The sequence below is a fragment of the Telmatospirillum sp. J64-1 genome (assembly GCF_006980715.1).
GTDB classification, from domain to species: Bacteria; Pseudomonadota; Alphaproteobacteria; order Rhodospirillales; family Magnetospirillaceae; genus Oleiliquidispirillum; species Oleiliquidispirillum nitrogeniifigens.
The window spans coordinates 56,102-73,190 of record NZ_SBHN01000024.1; the positions used below are offsets into that span (position 1 = coordinate 56,102).

The 17,089-nt window shown below is 66.9% G+C and carries 17 protein-coding genes; 15 read left to right on the forward strand and 2 right to left on the reverse strand.

Going from position 1 to position 17,089, the window contains the following annotated elements; translation table 11 throughout:
• Position 1 precedes the first annotated feature (1 nt).
• On the forward strand, positions 2 to 751 hold the full coding sequence (locus EPD66_RS19700; RefSeq protein ID WP_142850236.1) for a GntR family transcriptional regulator: 750 nt from the start codon (positions 2 to 4) through the stop codon (positions 749 to 751).
• Between the two features lie 7 nt (positions 752 to 758).
• Here the strand turns inward: EPD66_RS19700 and EPD66_RS19705 are convergent, their stop codons facing one another.
• Positions 759 to 1,583 (reverse strand): creatininase family protein, encoded by an 825-nt coding sequence (locus tag EPD66_RS19705; RefSeq protein ID WP_142850237.1) that lies wholly within the window; start codon positions 1,581 to 1,583, stop codon positions 759 to 761.
• A gap of 43 nt (positions 1,584 to 1,626) precedes the next feature.
• Positions 1,627 to 2,046, reverse strand: coding sequence for a cupin domain-containing protein (locus EPD66_RS19710; RefSeq protein ID WP_142850238.1), 420 nt, complete (start codon positions 2,044 to 2,046; stop codon positions 1,627 to 1,629).
• 130 nt (positions 2,047 to 2,176) lie between these two features.
• Between EPD66_RS19710 and EPD66_RS19715 the strand changes: the two genes are divergently transcribed.
• The 14 genes from EPD66_RS19715 to EPD66_RS19780 all read left to right on the forward strand — a co-directional run bounded on the left by EPD66_RS19715 (position 2,177) and on the right by EPD66_RS19780 (position 17,087).
• Positions 2,177 to 3,355 carry an amidase gene (locus EPD66_RS19715; protein ID WP_142850239.1) on the forward strand — a complete coding sequence of 393 codons (1,179 nt, stop codon included), beginning with the start codon at positions 2,177 to 2,179 and terminating at the stop codon, positions 3,353 to 3,355.
• Positions 3,356 to 3,360: 5 nt separating this feature from the next.
• The gene (locus tag EPD66_RS19720) at positions 3,361 to 4,140 is read left to right on the forward strand and encodes a cysteine hydrolase family protein (protein ID WP_142850240.1); all 780 of its coding nucleotides are present in this window, start codon (positions 3,361 to 3,363) and stop codon (positions 4,138 to 4,140) included.
• 41 nt (positions 4,141 to 4,181) lie between these two features.
• Complete coding sequence (locus EPD66_RS19725) at positions 4,182 to 5,804, forward strand: CocE/NonD family hydrolase (protein ID WP_142850272.1); 1,623 nt, start codon at positions 4,182 to 4,184, stop codon at positions 5,802 to 5,804.
• A gap of 23 nt (positions 5,805 to 5,827) precedes the next feature.
• The gene (gene hpxZ / locus EPD66_RS19730; RefSeq protein WP_221931040.1) at positions 5,828 to 6,208 is read left to right on the forward strand and encodes an oxalurate catabolism protein HpxZ; all 381 of its coding nucleotides are present in this window, start codon (positions 5,828 to 5,830) and stop codon (positions 6,206 to 6,208) included.
• 41 nt (positions 6,209 to 6,249) lie between these two features.
• On the forward strand, positions 6,250 to 7,833 hold the full coding sequence (locus tag EPD66_RS19735; protein ID WP_142850241.1) for a gamma-glutamyltransferase family protein: 1,584 nt from the start codon (positions 6,250 to 6,252) through the stop codon (positions 7,831 to 7,833).
• 136 nt (positions 7,834 to 7,969) lie between these two features.
• Entirely contained in the window at positions 7,970 to 8,950 is a 981-nt protein-coding gene (locus tag EPD66_RS19740) for a LysR substrate-binding domain-containing protein (protein WP_221931041.1), read from the forward strand.
• Between the two features lie 186 nt (positions 8,951 to 9,136).
• On the forward strand, positions 9,137 to 9,991 hold the full coding sequence (locus tag EPD66_RS19745; RefSeq protein ID WP_142850242.1) for a VOC family protein: 855 nt from the start codon (positions 9,137 to 9,139) through the stop codon (positions 9,989 to 9,991).
• A 28-nt stretch (positions 9,992 to 10,019) separates the two neighbouring features.
• A complete protein-coding gene (locus EPD66_RS19750) occupies positions 10,020 to 10,742 on the forward strand; it encodes a class II aldolase/adducin family protein (RefSeq protein ID WP_255448592.1) in 723 nt (240 codons plus the stop codon).
• 143 nt (positions 10,743 to 10,885) lie between these two features.
• Complete coding sequence (locus tag EPD66_RS19755) at positions 10,886 to 11,449, forward strand: TRAP transporter small permease (RefSeq protein ID WP_185961525.1); 564 nt, start codon at positions 10,886 to 10,888, stop codon at positions 11,447 to 11,449.
• A 3-nt stretch (positions 11,450 to 11,452) separates the two neighbouring features.
• Positions 11,453 to 12,712, forward strand: a complete 1,260-nt coding sequence (locus EPD66_RS19760) for a TRAP transporter large permease (protein WP_255448593.1) — start codon at positions 11,453 to 11,455, stop codon at positions 12,710 to 12,712.
• Positions 12,712 to 13,656 (forward strand): 3-hydroxyacyl-CoA dehydrogenase NAD-binding domain-containing protein, encoded by a 945-nt coding sequence (locus EPD66_RS19765; protein ID WP_142850245.1) that lies wholly within the window; start codon positions 12,712 to 12,714, stop codon positions 13,654 to 13,656. Before EPD66_RS19760 ends, EPD66_RS19765 begins: the two co-directional genes overlap by 1 nt.
• A 34-nt stretch (positions 13,657 to 13,690) precedes the next feature.
• Entirely contained in the window at positions 13,691 to 14,659 is a 969-nt protein-coding gene (locus EPD66_RS19770) for a TRAP transporter substrate-binding protein (RefSeq protein ID WP_142850246.1), read from the forward strand.
• Positions 14,660 to 14,777: 118 nt separating this feature from the next.
• On the forward strand, positions 14,778 to 16,289 hold the full coding sequence (locus EPD66_RS19775) for a 2-hydroxymuconic semialdehyde dehydrogenase (protein ID WP_142850247.1): 1,512 nt from the start codon (positions 14,778 to 14,780) through the stop codon (positions 16,287 to 16,289).
• A gap of 9 nt (positions 16,290 to 16,298) precedes the next feature.
• Entirely contained in the window at positions 16,299 to 17,087 is a 789-nt protein-coding gene (locus EPD66_RS19780) for a 2-keto-4-pentenoate hydratase (protein ID WP_142850248.1), read from the forward strand.
• Positions 17,088 to 17,089: the final 2 nt, after the last annotated feature.

The following is a 17,089-nucleotide window of genomic DNA, read 5'->3' on the forward strand; positions in this document are numbered from 1 at the left end:
GATGGTGAAGAAAGGAGGCGTCAAGGCGGTCCTGCCGGACCAGATGCGTCTGGAGTTGGCCGACGACATCCTGACCGGCCGCATAAAGCCGGGCGCGCGCCTGAGCGAGCAGCATCTGGCGGAGCGGTTCGGCGTCTCCCGGACGCCCGTGCGCGAAGCGCTGAAGCAGCTGGCGGCGACGGGGTTGGTGGAAAGCCGCCCCCATTGCGGCGTGGTCGTGGTCGCCATTCCGGCGGATCATTTGGGCGAGATGTTCGAACTGGTCGCCGATCTGGAAGCGATTTGCGCCCGCAACGCCGCCATGCGCATGACGCCGCAGGAAAGGCGCGCCTTGCAGGTGATCCACGAGCATAGCCGGGAATGCGTGCTGGCCGGGGATTTCGAGAGCTATGACGCAATCAATCTAAGCTTCCACGAAGCCATCTTGAAGGGCGCCCATAACCGCTATCTCAGCGATTGCGCCTTCGCCGCCCGTGCCAGGATCGCCCCGTTCCGCCGCGCGCAATTCCGCTTGCTGGGCCGCCTGTCCCAGTCCTTCGTCGAGCATGACGCCATCATGGATGCCATTCACAAAGGGGATGGCGGCGGGGCTGCGTCCTTGATGCTCAAGCATGTGGCCGCCTCGGCCAGCGCCTCCGACAAATATCTGTCCGCCATGCCGGGTCTTCTCGAAGGGGCGGAGGCCCGGGAGGAAAGGAGCGCCCCCGAAACCGAGGGCGCGAAAGATTGCACACAATACTCAAAAGTGTGAATAAAAACTAATCAGACTCCTTCGGAAACTGTTTCGTTTTTAGGCATTCCAGCGGGAAGCGGGCGACTTCCTCGACCAGTTCCACGAAGCGGGCGGCGGCATGGTCGGCCACCAGCGCGCCTTTCTCGGCGCTGGCCGCCGTGGCGTCGCCGCAGGCGCCATGGGGATTGAGGTCCTGGGTCTGCCAGCCGAAGCCCACGCGTCCTTCCGGCGTCAGGAAACGATATTCCCCTTCCATTTCCTCGGAGAGGGAGACGAAATTCAGCGCCTCTTCCATCTTCACCAGATCGGGGCGCAGATGCAGCATCAGCGAGGTTTCCACCGCGCCGCCATGGATGCCGTGCTTCAGTTCCTCCTTGGTGAAGAGATCAGGCGGCATGCCCATGCGCGACCAGCCGACCGTCACCACGAACATGCCCAGGCGCACGCGCAGGTCGCGGGCGACGATATCCATGATCTGGGGCTGGCCGCCATGGCTGTTGAGCAGCACCAGGCGGCGGAAGCCGGCACGGTGGACGGATTCGCCGATCTCGGTGCAGACCCGCGTCAGCGTCTCGGCCGACAGGGTCAGCGTGCCGGTAAAGCCCAGATGTTCGTTGCTTTTGCCGACCGCCTGCATGGGCAGGACCAGGGCCTGCATGTCGCCGGGCATCTTCGTCAGGGCCAGGTCCAGCAGGCCCTGGTTGATGCAGGCATCGACATAGACCGGCAGATGCGGGCCGTGCTGTTCGATGGCGGCGACGGGCAGGATCACCACCGTCCGGTCCTTGTCCATCGTCTCGAAATCGCAGGTGGTCAATTCGTGCCAGTAGCGGCGCGGGGCGAGGCTCATTTCAATACTCCCGTGGAATGGTTTTTCGCGGATTCCTGCCGCTTCAGCGGCCTTCGAGCACGGCCAGGTCCTCGGCGTCGAAGCGGGTCGGAATGCCGTGGCGGATCAGTTCGGCGAAGTCCTGGTTGGGGATCATGGTGGTCAGGCAATACATCTTGCCCTTGCCGGTATTCTCGACCTCATGCACCGAGCCGGCGGGAAGGACCAGCACGTCCCCGGCCTTGAGCGTGGTCTCGTGGCCGTCGCATCTGGCTTTCCCCTCTCCCTTCAGGACGAAGAACATCTCCTGCGCCGCCGAATGGCTGTTGGGAGGGGTCTTGCCGCCTTCCTCGAAGATCTCGATCACGGTGATCCAGGGCACGCCGTCGCCCACGGTATCGACGACGATGCCGAAGTAGTTCGAGTCGTCTTCGGTGATGCGGTAGCAGGGATAATCGGCGAGGGACTTCTTGATCGGCGTCATGACGCTCTCTCGGTTTGGGATGCGGATCGCTTTCTCGCAGCAATGTTCGTGCCACCCCTTTCGATGGGACGGGGCGGCGGATCTGGCATGAAGATTGAATGTCTCCGAAGCGTTTTGTTCAGGAGGAGACATGAACGACCCCCTCAATGCCTTCTGCCCCGGCGCCCAGCCCTCTTTGATGGGACGGCCCGGCGGTCCGCTGTCGGGTCTGAGTTTTGGCGCCAAGGATCTCTTCGACGTCGAAGGCTGGATTACGGGGGCGGGAAATCCCGACTGGGCGCGGACCCATGCCCCGGCCGAGCACACCGCCTCGGCGGTCTCGGCCCTGCTGGCGGCGGGCGCGACCCTGGTCGGCAAGACCCAGACGGATGAACTGGCTTACAGCCTGAACGGCGAGAACGCCCATTACGGCACGCCGGTCAATCCCCAGGCGCCGGAGCGGATCCCCGGCGGCTCGTCCAGCGGATCGGCCTCGGCCGTGGCGGGTGCCCTGGTGGACACGGCGTTGGGTACTGATACCGGCGGTTCCATCCGCATTCCGGCCTCCTATTGCGGTATCTTCGGCATGCGGCCCAGCCATGGTGTCATCCCGGCCGACGGGCTGGTGCCCTTGGCGCCCAGCTTCGACACGATCGGCTGGTTCGCCCGCGATGCTTCCATCCTGCGCAAGGTCGGCGAGGCGCTTCTGCCCTCCGGCCGGGGCGGCGTGCCGGTCAAGCGCATCCTGCTCGCCGAGGATGCCTTCGCCCTGCTCGATGCCCCGGTGCGGGATGCCCTGATCCCGGCGTTGGCCCGTTTCCCCCTGGAGGATTCGGTGATCGTCGCGCCGGAGGGGCTGGCGGAATGGCTGCCGGTCTTCCGCATCCTCCAGGGATGGGAGATCTGGCAGACCCATGGCGCCTGGATCCGCGCCACCGATCCCGCCTTCGGTCCCGGCATCCGCGAACGTTTCGACTGGGCCTCCACCATCACCGGGGAACAGGTCGCCGCCGCCCAGGCCAAGCGGGCCGACATTCGTGCCCGGATGGAAGCCCTGGTGCCGCCGGGAACGGTGTTGTGTCTGCCCAGTGCACCCGGTCCGGCCCCCTTCCTGCGGACGCCGCCCGCCGAGCTGGAAGCCTTCCGCAACCGGGCGCTCAGTCTGACCTGCATCGCCGGGCTGTCGGGCCTGCCGCAGATTTCCCTACCGGGGGTCAAGGTCGAGGGCTGTCCCATCGGCCTGTCCCTGATCGGCGCGCGGGGCAGCGATCTTTCCCTGCTGGCCTGCGTCGAGCGCCACAGCCTTCCGCAACCCGCCACCGAGCAGTGACCGCCATGACCTTTTCCCAGAAGAAACTGCCCTTGGGCTCCTCCGCCGCGAATCAGTGGCAGGTTTCCGAAACCGCCGTCGACCTGGTGCGACGCCCCGTGGCGCCCCGGCCCGTCAGTGTCCGGGGCGAGCCGCAATCCCTGACGCTGGACCTGGCGCGCAGCGCCATCGTCGTCATCGACATGCAGAACGACTTCTGCCACCCCGAGGGCTGGCTGGCCCATATCGGCGTCGATGTCGCCCCCGCCCGCACTCCCATCGATCCCTTGCGGAAGGCGCTTCCGGCCCTGCGCCGGGCCGGGGTGCCGGTCATCTGGGTCAATTGGGGCAACCGGCCCGATCTGCTCAATCTCAGCCCGTCGCTGCTGCATGTCTACAAGCCGACCGGCGAAGGGGTGGGGCTGGGCGACCCCCTGCCGTCCAGGGGCGCACCGGTCCTGCAGAAAGATTCCTGGGCGGCGGCGGTGGTCGACGAACTGCCGGTCGAGGAGGGCGACATCCGCGTCGACAAATACCGGATGAGCGGTTTCTGGGACACGCCGCTGGATTCGATCCTGCGCAACCTGAAGGTAGAGACCCTGCTCTTCGCCGGGGTCAATGCCGATCAATGCGTCCTCTGCACGCTGCAGGACGCCAATTTCCTGGGCTATGACTGCATCCTTCTCGAGGATTGCAGCGCCACCACCTCGCCCGATTACTGCTGGCAGGCGACGCTTTACAACGTGAAGCAATGCTTCGGCTTCGTGACGAACAGCACCGACCTGCTGGCGGGGCTGGCCGAATGAACAGGCCGCCCTTTGCCGTGACGGGCCCGGAAACCGTCTCCATGACCACCCGCGACGGGGTGCGGCTGGATGCGGATCTCTATCGTCCCGACGCGGCGGGGGAATTCCCGGTCCTGCTGATGCGCCAGCCCTATGGACGGCGCATCGCCTCGACCGTGGTTTTCGCCCATCCCCGCTGGTATGCCGCCCAGGGCTATCTGGTGGTCATACAGGATGTGCGCGGGCGGGGCAGCTCCGAAGGCCGGTTCCGCCTCTTCGCCGACGATGTCGCCGATGGCGGCGAAAGCGTCTCCTGGGCGGCAAGACTGCCCGGTTCCAGCGGGCGCGTCGGCATGTACGGCTTTTCCTATCAGGCCAACACCCAATTGCTGGCCCTGGCCTCGGGCGCGCCGGAATTGGCTGCTTTGTGCCCGACCATGACGGGCTGGGACATGCATTCCGACTGGGCCTATGAAGGCGGCGCCTTCTGTTTCGCCGGCGGTCTCGGCTGGGGCATTCAGATGGCGGCGGAACAGGCGCGTCTGGCCGGGGACGAAGAGGCCTTCCAGGCCCTTTTCGCCGCCTCCCGCGCCTTGCCCGTCCATGCCGCCCGCCCGGCCTGGCCGCCGGTGATGGAGAAGTACGGCCATTACGGCCATTACCCCGATTGGATCGAAAACCCGGCCCCCGGCGACTATTGGGACGGCATCGCCCCCCGTGCCGCCCTGGAGGGCAAGGCGATGGACGTGCCTATGCTGCATATCGGCGGCTGGTACGATTCCTTCCTGATGGGGACATTGAACTGCTACCGGGCGGCCAGGGCGCGTTCTTCCGCGCCGCAGAAGCTGGTCATCGGCCCCTGGACGCACCTTCCCTGGGGGCGGCGTGTCGGGGGCGTGGATTTCGGCCCCGAGGCCGTGGCCGCCATCGACCGGTTGCAGCTTGCCTGGTTCGACCGCTTTCTGAAGGGCGTGGAGAACGGTATCGAGGACGAGTCGCCGGTACGGCTGTTCGACCTCGCCGCCCGGACGTGGCGGACCTTCGAGGACTGGCCGCAGCCCCGGCCCCTGGCCCTGTTCACGGACAGCGACGGGCTGGCCGCCACCACGCAATCGGGCGTCCTTGCAGCGGACCGACCGGCAGAGATGGCCGAGGACAGTTTCGTCCATGATCCCTGGCGTCCGGTTCCCTTCCTCGGCGGCCACAATGCCCAGCCGGGGGGAATGCAGGAACGCGGCGCCGTCGACGACCGCAGCGATGTCCTGTGCTTTACCACCGCGCCGTTGGACCGGGACATGTGCTTGGCCGGAGAAGTGTCGCTGACGCTGTCGGTGAGCGCCGATTGCCCGAGTTTCGATATCAGCGCGATTCTCTCCCAGGTCACGCCCGAGGGGAAGGTCTACAACCTCACCCAGGGCTATCGGCGCGTGGATGGCGTCCCTGTCGGGCCGGTCACGCTTTCCCTGCGCGCCCTTTGCGCCACCCTGCCGGCGGGCCATGCCCTGCGCCTGTCCATCGCCGCCGCCAATTTCCCGGCTTTCGCCGTCAATCCGGGAACGGGCCAGGCCTTCGCCGAGGCCCGCTCCATCGACAATCAGGTCGTGACGCTGACCGTCACCCATGGCGGGACGGCACCGTCGCGGCTCGACCTGCCGCTTTGCCCGTCCGCGACCGGCTTTCGCTGACAATCCCAAACAGGAGACGAGACGTGCCCGAGATCAATCTGCCGGACGTTCTGGCCGAAGTGACCGACGCCTTCATGGAATACGAGAAGGCCCTGGTGACCAATGACGTGGAGGTCCTGGACAAGCTGTTCTGGAACAGCCCGCACACCTTGCGCTACGGCGCCGGAGAAAATCTCTACGGCTACGAGGAAATCGCCGCCTTCCGCGCCGCCCGCCCGTCGAGCGGGCTGGACCGCAGCCTGACCCGCACCGTCATCACCACCTACGGCCGGGATTTCGCCACCGCCAACACGGAATTCGTCCGCCCCGGCATCGCCAAGATCGGCCGGCAGAGCCAGACCTGGATGCGCACCCCCGAAGGCTGGCGCGTGGTGGCCGCGCATGTCTCCTTCATGGCGGCCTGAGACGCCGCCAGAGCCTGGTTTCCAAAGCGAAGGATTTCCCCATGCTACATACGCGCACCTCTCTCTCGGGCATGGTCACGGCGCCCCATCATCTGGCGGCCCAGGCCGGTGCCGACGTGCTGCGCGAGGGCGGCAATGCGGTCGAGGCGATGGTCGCCGCGGCTTCGACCATCGCCGTCGTCTATCCGCATATGAATGCCATCGGCGGCGATGGCTTTTGGCTGATCGCGGAACCGGGCAAGGCGCCGGTGGCCGTCAGGGCCTGTGGGCCTGCGGCCCGGGCGGCCTCTCCCGCCTTCTATCGCGAGCGGGGCATGGCGGTGATCCCGGCGCGCGGTCCCCAGGCGGCCCTGACCGTAGCCGGGGCCGTCGGAGGCTGGGCCGAGGCCCTGGCGGTGGCGGCGCCTTGGGGAAATCCCCTGCCGTTGCAGCGCCTGCTCGGCGATGCCGTCCGCCATGCCCGGGACGGCATCGTGGTCACGCCGTCCCAGCACAGGCTGACCCGGGATAAACTGCCGGAATTGCAGGATGTGCCGGGCTTTTCCGATGTCTTCGCGCAAGGCGGGGCACCGGCTGTCCATTCCGTCCTGCGTCAGCCCGCTTTGGCCGAGACGCTGCGCCGCCTTGGTGAGGCCGGGCTCGACGATTTCTATCGGGGCGACGTGGCCCGCAGTAATGCCGCCTTCCTGGAGCGCATCGATAGCCCGCTGCGGCTGGCCGATCTCGAAGCCTATCGTGCCCGGCGGGTGAAGCCGCTCGGTCTCGACCTGCCGATGGGGTGCGTCTTCAACATGCCGCCGCCGACCCAGGGCGTTTCCTCGCTGATGATCCTGGGCCTGTTCGAGCGTCTGGGCGTCAACAGCGCCGAGGGCTTCGAGCATGTCCACGGCCTGGTCGAGGCGACCAAGCGGGCCTTCTTGCTGCGCAACGCCTATGTCGGCGATCCGGACCGGATGAGCGCCGATCCGCAGGTCTGGCTGACGCCCGCCGTCCTGGCCCAGGAAGCCGGACGGATCGACCGGACGCGGGCGGCGCCCTGGCCGCAGCCGACCGTTCCCGGCGATACCGTCTGGATGGGCGCCGCCGACAAGGACGGGCGCGTGGTCAGCTATATCCAGAGCATCTTCTGGGAATTCGGCAGTGGCGTCGTCGTACCGGAAACCGGCGTGCTGTGGCAGAATCGCGGATCGAGCTTCACGCTGCATGACGGCCCCAACGCACTGGCCCCGGAACGGCTGCCCTTCCATACGCTGAACCCGGCCATGGCCCAGTTCGCCGACGGCCGCATCCTGGCCTATGGCACCATGGGCGGCGAAGGCCAGCCGCAGACCCAGGCGGCGGTGTTCAGCCGCTATGCCCTGTTCGGCCAGGACCTGCAGGCGGCGGTAACCGCCCCGCGCTGGCTGCTCGGCCGCACCTGGGGAGCGGAGACCACGACGCTGAAGCTGGAGAACCGCTTCGATCCGGAGCTGATCGCGCAATTGCGGGAGGTCGGGCACGACATCGAGGTGGTCGGGCCGTTCGAGGACATGATGGGCCATGCCGGGGGCGTCGTCTTCCATCCCTCGGGCGTGATCGAAGGGGCCAGCGACCCGCGCTCGGACGGTTCCTGCGCGGCGGTTTGAGCCGGTGTTGCCCGTCCTGAGTGGAGGCGAAGCCTGAAAAAGGCCACTTGCCGCACCTCCGCTTCCCCTCCAAGATCGGGGAACAGCCTGGGCGCTTCCGGTCCGGGGCCTGGAAAGGACGGGTGACGTGACGTTGATGAAGCTAGAGAATTGGTCCCGGCGTGCGAAAATTCAGCATCTTCGGACCATTCTCGCCGTCGCGGACAACCCCAGCTTGCTGGAGGCCTCGAAGGAGCTGGGGCTGACCCAGCCGGCGGTCACGAAAATCATCCGCGAGGTCGAGAAAAGCCTCGGCGTCGAGCTGTTCATCCGCACGAGCCGGGGCACCCAGCCGACGGAATTCGGCCTGCTCCTGACCAAGCATGCCCGGCTGATCTTCTCGCAGCTCGACCGGGCGGTCGAGGAGATCGTCGACGTCAAGGAGGGGGCGCGGGGCCGGGTGACCGTCGGCGCCCTGATCGCGGGCAGCGCCTCGATCCTGCCCCGGGCCGTCGCCCGTATTCACCGGGAAAAGCCGGGCATTCGCATCACCGTGATCGAGGGGACCTACGATTTCCTGATCCCCATGCTCACCCGCAACGACCTCGATTTCATCGTGGGGCGGCTGCCGTCCTACCGCTACCGGCGGGATGTGGAGGTCGAGGCGCTGTATCAGGAAGAGGTCGCCCTGGTGGTCCGCCCGGGTCATCCGGCGCTCGCGCTTGAAAAGCCGACTTTGCCGCAGCTTCTGGACTGGCCGTGGATCCTGCCGCTGCCCGATACCACGCTGCGGCAGCAGATCGAGGCGGCCTTCCACGATCTTGGCCTGGATCTTCCGGCCTCGCCCTGCGATTCGATCTCGGTGGTGACCAATCGCAGCCTCGTCCTCGAGGAGGACTTCATCTGCGCCTTCCCCTGGCGGGTCGTGCGGGTGGAGGTGCAGGCGGGCATGCTCCAGCGGCTCAATCTTTCCTCCGCCCTGTCCTTCGGTCCCGTCGGCATTTCCCGTCACAAGGGCGTGGCCCTCTCGCGTGCCGCCGAATCCCTGATCGATGCCATCCGCCTGGCCGGGAAAGAGGAAAGCCAGGCCGCCGGTCCCTTCTCCGGCCCGGCCGAACGGGACCGGAAAAGCCGCTAGATCCGGCCATGCCGGGGCGGCTCTTGTTATGCCGCGCGGTTATAGAAGCGGGAGAAACATTCATTTCCCTTCATAGCCGCTCTCTTGTTAGCCTCCATACAAACAGAGCTGCCGCCGCATAAGGCAGCCGCGAACAAAGAACCAAAGAAGGAAGCCACAGGCCGCTGTGGCCCCAGGGAGAACACCATGATCGATCTGCATCAGGTCTGTTATGCGCGCTTGGGCACCCGCGATCTCGCCGAAGCCGTGCGCTTCGCGACGGAGATCGTCGGTCTCGAACTCGTCCGTCAGGAAGGCAAGCGGGCCTATCTGCGGGCGGATAACAGCGATCATACCCTCTGCTATTTCGAGGGCGACCCGCGGGACCATACCCTGGCCTTCGAACTGTCCTCGGCCGACGCCCTCGACGCCGCGGCGGCCGAACTGGAGCGGGCGGAATACCGGGTCGTCATGGGCACGCCCGACGAGGCGGAAGAGCGGCGCGTGTCGCGCTTCATCGCCTTCCGTGACCCCACCGGCAACAAGATCGAACTGGTCGTGCGGCCCCAGCGCATCGGACGGCGCTATTTCCCCGCCCGCGATGCCGGCATCACCAGCTTCAGCCATGTCGGCCTGTGCAGCACCAATCCGCCGCGCGACGAGGTCTTCTGGACCACCATCTGCAACGGCCGGGTCAGCGACTGGATCGGCACCTCGCCCCTGCTGCGGATCGACGAGGTTCATCACACGCTGGCGCTGTTCCCCACCGACCGGCCGGGTATCCAGCATATCAACCACCAGGTCGAATCCATCGATGACGTGATGCGGTCCTGGTATTTCATGCAGCGCCACAACGTCAACGTGGTCTTCGGGCCGGGCCGGCATCCCACCTCGGGCGCCATGTTCCTCTATTTCGAGGGCCCCGAGGGCATGATCTTCGAATACTCCACCGGCGTCGCCCTCATCCACGACGAAGCCTCGCATCATCCGCGTCAGTTCCCGGCCGCGCCGGAAGGCTTCTGCATGTGGGGCTCCAAGCCGAACATCAAAGAATTCAAATAAGCCGGAACAAGTGGAAGGCAGGACGTCCATGACCAAGATGACTGTGTCTGAACAGGCCCAGCCGGTGCCTTATGCCGTCTCCGCCCGCGAAGAGGCGGAAGTGCTGGTGCGCCGTGCCGCCCGCGCCCTGGCGCGCCACGGCCTGGTCCATGCCTATGGCCATTGCAGCCTGCGCCTGGATAGCGACCATTTCCTGGTATGCGCCGCCAAGCCCATGGGGCTGATCGAGCCGGGCGAAGCCGGGACGGTGGTCCCCGTCCATGGCCCGCTGCCCGAGGGCGTGCTGGGCGAGGTCCGCATCCACCAGATGATCTATCGCCGCCGTCCCGATGTCGGCGGGGTGGTGCGCAGCATGCCGCCCAAGGCCATGTCGCTCAGCACCCTGCGGCGCACGCCTTCGCCGCGCCATGGCTTCGGTTCGTATTTCGCGCCGCGCCCGCCGCTGTGGGACAATCCCATGCTGCTGCGCGACGACGCCCAGGCCGCCGCTTTGGCCGAGACGCTGGGCGACGGGCGGTCGCTGGTGATGCGCGGCAACGGCGTGGTCACGGCCGCCGAGACCTTGGAACAGGCGGTGGTTTTCACCTGGTATCTGGAAGATGCCGCGCGGGTCGAGCTGGATTGCCTCGCCGTCGGGTCCGCCGCCGAGCCGGCCTTCCTGACGCCCGAGGAAACCGTTCTGCGCGCCACCGGTGCCGGGCGCATCTACGAGCGGATGTGGGACTACCTGACTAGCGGTGATCCGGAATGACAGGGCGAGGCCAGGGTCCCGCGAACTGCGCCTCCTATTCCATCCCTGCCGAGCCCTCGTCCCTTCCTCAGGCGGCAGAGGATAAGACACGCTCCCAGGAGGCGGCGGTTCAACCCGGAATCGGCGGCGTTTCCCCCAGCCCTATGGGGGAGGAACTGCCGTTCCCTGTCCTGAAACGGGCCAGCCGCGCCCTGGCGACCGTGGAAGAGCGCCTGGCCGCTATCCTGGCCGCCGTCGTCTTCCTGCTGCTGCTGGGCAATATCGTCACCCGCTCGGCGGGCATGGCCGTCTTCTGGATCGACGAGGCGGCGGTGCTGGCGATGGTGTGGATGGCGTTCTTCGCCGCCTCCAGCGCCATCGAGCGCGGCAGCAATATCGCCGTCACCCTGTTCTCCGATGCGCTGCCGCTCTTGGGGCGGCGGCTGGCGGCGGTTGCCGTCGATGGGATCATGCTGCTGTTCATTCTGGGCTTCGCCCTCATGGTCTGGCGCTGGTTCGACCCGCTGGGCGTACTGGCGGCCGGGGGTGACCTGGAGGAATTCTCCGCCACCACCTTCAACTTCATCTACAGCGAGCCGACGCAATCGCTGGACATGCCGAAATTCTGGTTCTGGACGGTGCTGCCGCTCTTCGTGCTGGGGGCGTCCTTCCACTGTCTGTCCAACTTGCTGTCCAGCCTGGGCGTTTTGCTCGGAAAGGGGAGGTGAGTGATGGTCCTGGTTTCCTTCCTGTCCATTCTCGCCCTCGGCGTTCCCGTCGCCTATGTGCTGGTCATCACGGCGCTGATCTACATCCTGCTTAGCGGCAACGAGGTTCTGCTGCTGTCTTTCCCCCAGCAATTCTTCGGAGGGCTGGAGAATTACGGCCTGCTGGCCCTGCCGCTGTTCATCCTGGTCGGCGAGTTCATGAACGAGGGCGGCATCGCCCGGCGGCTGATCGCCATGGCGGCGGCCTTCATCGGGCCGGTGCGCGGCGGCCTGGCCTATGTCAACCTGCTCGCCAACATGATGATGGCCTCGATCCTGGGTTCGACCGTGGCCCAGATCACCATCATGACCCGCATGGCCGTGCCGGAGATGGAACGGGCGGGCTATTCCAAGGACATGGCGGTGGCGATCACGGCGGCGGGCGGCCTGCTCTCGCCGATCATTCCGCCTTCCATGCTGTTCGTGGTGTTCGGCGTCATCGCCCAGATTTCCATCGGCGATTTGTTCATCGCCGGCATCATTCCCGGCCTGTTGCTCTCGGCCAGCTTCTTCGGCGTTCTCTACTGGCTGGGGATCAAGCACGGCTTTCCCCGGATCAAGGCGGCGACGCCGTCCGAACGTCTGGGCGCCATCCGTGACGGCCTGCCCGCTGCCCTGATCCCGCTGACCATCATCGGCAGCATCCTGGGCGGCATCGCGACGCCGACCGAGGCCGCCGCCCTGGCCGCCGTGGCCGCCTTGCTGGTCGGGCGCTTCGTCTACCGCGACCTGGATTTGCGGCAGATCGGCCCCGCCTTCCTGCGAACGGCGCGCAATTCGGCCATCGTGCTGGTGCTGATCGCCGCCGCCCAGGTCTTCGGCTGGGTGATCACCTACGAGAACCTGCCCGCCCTGGTCGCCGGCTGGCTGCAATCGGTCTCGGACTCGCCGCTGGTCTTCCTGCTGCTGGTCAATGCCGTCCTGCTGGTCATCGGCATGGTGATCGACCCGCTGGCGGCGCTGATCCTGATCGTGCCGGTCCTGCTGCCGATCGCCACCGATGTCTATGCCCTCAATCCCTTCCATTTCGGCGTGATCGTCTGCCTCAACCTGGTGCTGGGGCTGCTGACGCCGCCGGTGGGGTCGGGGCTGTTCACCGCGGCGGTGATGTCCGGGGTCAAGGCCGAGCGGCTGGCCTGGGTGGCCTTGCCCTTCCTGGTCGCGACGGCGCTGGTCCTGCTGCTGCTGATCCTGGTGCCGCAGCTCGTCGTGGGGCTGCTGTGATGAGGCCGGTCGGGACAGTCGCCGTTCTCGGCGGCGGCACCATCGGGGCCGGATGGGCCGGGCTGTTCGCCGCCCATGGCCTGACGGTGCGGGTCGCCGATCCGGGCGAGGGCGTGGCCGGGCGCGTGGCCGAGGCGGTCGCCAACGCCCATGCCGTCGCCCGCGCCCTGGGCCAGGGCGTCCAGGAGCCCAGTTCTCCGCAGGTCACCGCCTCGCTGGAAGAGGCCGTGTCGGGGGCGGATTTCATCCAGGAGACGCTGCCCGAACGCCTGGCGCTGAAATACGACGTCTTCCGCGCGGTGGAAGAGGTGGCGGGGCCGGATGTCGTCATCGCCTCCAGTTCCTCGGGGCTGAGCCCCAGCGAATTGCAGCAGGGCCTGCGCCATCCCGAGCGGCTGGTCATCGGCCATCCCTGCAACCCGCCCTACCTGATGCCGGTGGTCGAGGTGGTGGGCGGCGGCAGGACCAGCGCCGAGGCGGTCGCGCAGGCGCTGGCCTTCTATCGCGGTCTGGGCAAGCAGGCCCTGCATGTCCGGCGCGAGGCGCCGGGCCATCTGGTCAACCGGCTGCAGGCGGCCTTGTGGCGCGAGGCGGTGCATCTGGTGGCCGAAGGCTATGCCTCGGTCGAGGATGTCGATGCCGCCGTGACCCAGGGGCTGGGGCCGCGCTGGGCGGTCTGCGGACCGCATACGATCTTCCATTTGGCGGGTGGTCCCGCCGGCATGGAGAAATTCCTCAAGGACCTCGGCGGCGAGGTCGAGAGATGGTGGGCCAGCCTTGGCCAGCCCTCGCTCACGCCCGAGGTCCAGGCCGCCCTGATCGACGGCATGGCCGCCGCCGCCAAGGACCGCCCGGTGGCGCAACTCGCCGCCGAACGGGACCGCGTGGTGGTCGGCGTCTTGAAGGCCGTCGCCGCAGAACGGCGCAAGGCCAACGCAGAATAAGGGCTGAAAAAGCCTGGGAATGTAGGAGGAAACCATGAATTTCAAGAAAATCGCCATCGCCGCCGTGACCGCCCTGGCTTTCACGTCCAGCGCTGTGGCGGCCAAGGATTTGCGGCTGGGCCTGATCACGCCGCCTTCGCATCAATGGAGCAAGACGGCCACCGAGATGGCCGAGGAGATCGCCAAGGAAACCAATGGCGAGATCAACATCCTGATCTTCCCCTCCGGCCAGCTCGGCACCGAGGCCCAGATGATGCAGATGTTGCAAAGCGGGGCCTTGGACATGGCCTTCCTGGCCATCGGCGAGGTGGCCAACCGCCGGGCCGATTTCGGCGCCTTCTTCGCGCCCTTCCTGGTCAAGGACGTGGACCAGGCCAGCCGTCTCCTCCGTGGCGAGACGGCTCAGAAGATGCTGGAGGACCTGCGGCCGCTGGGCCTGGTCGGCCTGGGCTACGGCATGGCCGGGATGCGCCAGATCGTCATGCGCGGCAAGGTCGCCAGCCAGCAGGACTTGGCAGGGCGCAAAGTCCGCACCATGCCGATCCAGGCCGAGCGCGATTTCTGGTCGAAGGTGGGCGCCGCGCCGACGCCGATCCCGCTGCCCTCGCTTTATGACGCCTTCGCCAACGGGCAGGTCGACGGCATGCAGATCGACTTCGAGGGCACCTGGAACACCCGCTATGTCGATCATGCCGGCACGGTCATCGAATCCAATCACATGATGCTGCCGATGGTCGCCGTCGCCTCGGCCCGTACCTGGCAGGGCCTGACCGAGGAACAGCGCGACCTGATCCACCGGAAGGCCGCCGAGCGTCTGGACGATATGGTGAAGTCCTACGCTACCATCGACCAGGACTACCTCGACAAGATCAAGGAACATGGTGCCAACGTGATCAAGGTCGACCGCAGCTTCTTCGGCCCGTCGGTCGATGCCTGGTACGAGGAATGGCGCGCCAAGGCTCCGTCCCTTGAAGCGCTCGAAAAGGAAGTGGCCGCCTATTAAGGCGGATTGAGAGGCTGCGGCGGCGGGATCTTCCGCAGCCTTTCGACCAGACGAAAACCATCCGGAATGTTCAACGTGTCCGTCGCATCGGCGGGACCGAACAGGGGAGAATTGTTTGATGTCCCTCAACACTGCTGAGATCGCACAGGCTTCCAAGCTCGATGGAGCCCGCCGTGACGCGCTGCATTTCATCGACGGCGCGTTCACGACGGGGAGCACGGGGCGGAGCTGGCAGAATCGCAGCCCGATCGACAACAGCGTGATCGGGCTGGTGCACGAGGCGGGCGAGGCCGAGGTCGATGCCGCCGTGACGGCGGCGCGGCGGGCGCTGACGGGCGAGTGGGGCAGGATGAGCGTGGAGGCGCGCTGCACCCTGCTGGGCGCGGTGGCCGATGAGATCAACCGCCGCTTCGACGAGTTCCTGGCCGCCGAATGCCTCGATACCGGCAAGCCGGTCAGCCTGGCCAGCCATATCGACATCCCGCGCGGCGCGGCGAACTTCAAGATGTTCACCGATGTCATCAAGACCGTCTCGACCGAATTCTTCCCCACCCCCACCCCCGACGGCACCGGCGCGATCAATTACGCCTTGCGCAAGCCCAAGGGCGTGATCGGCGTGATCAGCCCGTGGAACCTGCCGCTTCTGCTGATGACCTGGAAGGTCGGCCCGGCCCTGGCCTGCGGCAATACCGTGGTGGTCAAGCCGTCGGAGGAGACGCCGCTGACCACCACCCTGCTGGGCGAGGTGATGAACGCGGTGGGGATGCCCAAGGGCGTGTTCAACGTCGTCCACGGCTTCGGCCCCAATTCGGCCGGTGAGTTCCTGACCCGCCACAAGGGCGTGGACGCCATCACCTTTACCGGCGAGACCCGCACCGGCGAGGCGATCATGAAGGCCGCCGCCGACGGCGTGCGCCCGGTTTCCTTCGAGCTGGGCGGCAAGAACGCCGCCATCGTCTTCGCCGATGCCGATCTCGACAAGGCCATCGAGGGCACCATGCGCTCGGCCTTCGCCAATTGCGGCCAGGTCTGCTTGGGCACCGAGCGGGTCTATGTCCAGCGCCCGGTCTTCGAGGACTTCGTCGCCCGCCTCAAGGCCGGGGCGGAGGGCTTGAAGCTCGGCCATCCCGAGGACAAGGGCGTCACTCTCGGCCCGCTGGTCAGCCAGGAGCATCGCGACAAGGTGCTGTCCTATTACCGCAAGGCGGTCGAGGAAGGCGCCATTGTGGTGACCGGCGGCGGCATCCCCGAGATGCCCGCCCATTTGGCCGAGGGCGCCTGGGTGCAGCCGACCATCTGGACCGGCCTGCCCGAAACGGCCGCGGTGGTGCGCGAGGAGATCTTCGGCCCCTGCTGCCATATCCAGCCCTTCGACACCGAGGAAGAGGCGATTCATCTCGCCAACGATACCCCCTACGGCCTGGCCTGCGCGGTCTGGACCGAGAACCTGTCGCGCGCCCATCGCGTCGCTGCGCGCATGGAGGTGGGGCTGTGCTGGGTCAATTCCTGGTTCCTGCGCGACCTGCGCACGCCCTTCGGCGGCTCGAAGGCTTCCGGCATCGGCCGCGAGGGCGGGCTCCACTCGCTGGAGTTCTACACCGAGCTGTCCAACGTCTGCATCAAGCTGTGAGGCCGTCCCATGTCTGAAGCGAATATCCAAGAAGCCGCCGACCGGCTGTGGCAGGCGGCGCAAAGCGGCCAGCCTTGCGCCCCGGTGCGCGACCTGATCGAGGGCGGCGACATCCAGGCCGCCTATGCGATCCAGGAGATCAACACCAAGCGAGGCCTGGAGGCCGGGCGGCGGCTGGTCGGGCGCAAGATCGGCCTGACCAGCAAGGCGGTGCAGGCCCAGCTCGGCGTCGACCAGCCCGATTACGGCATGTTGTTCGCCGACATGGCGGTGGCCGAGGGCGAGGACATTGCCTTGTCCGCGGTCAGCCAGCCCAAGGTCGAGGCCGAGATCGCCTTCATCTTAGGGGCCGATCTGGATGACGAGCGCGTCACGCCCACCGATGTGATGAATGCCGTGGATTATGCCGTCGCCGCCATCGAGGTGGTGGGCTCGCGCGTGGCCAATTGGGACATCCGCATCTTTGACACCATCGCCGACAACGCCTCCTCGGGTCTTTACGTGCTGGGCAGCGAGCCGAAGCGCCTGGGCGAATTCGACCCGCGCCTGTGCGGCATGGTGATGGAGCGCAAGGGCGAGCCGGTCTCGGTCGGCGCCGGGGCGGCCTGCCTGGGCAATCCCCTGACGGCGGCGTGGTGGCTGGCCCGGGTGATGGCCAAGGCCGGACGCCCGCTCAGGAAGGGCGACACCATCTTGAGCGGCGCCCTGGGGCCGATGGTCGCGGCGCAGCCGGGGGATGTCTTCGAGGCCCGCATCAACGGCCTGGGCGCGGTGCGCGCCTCGTTCGGGAAGGAGTGAAG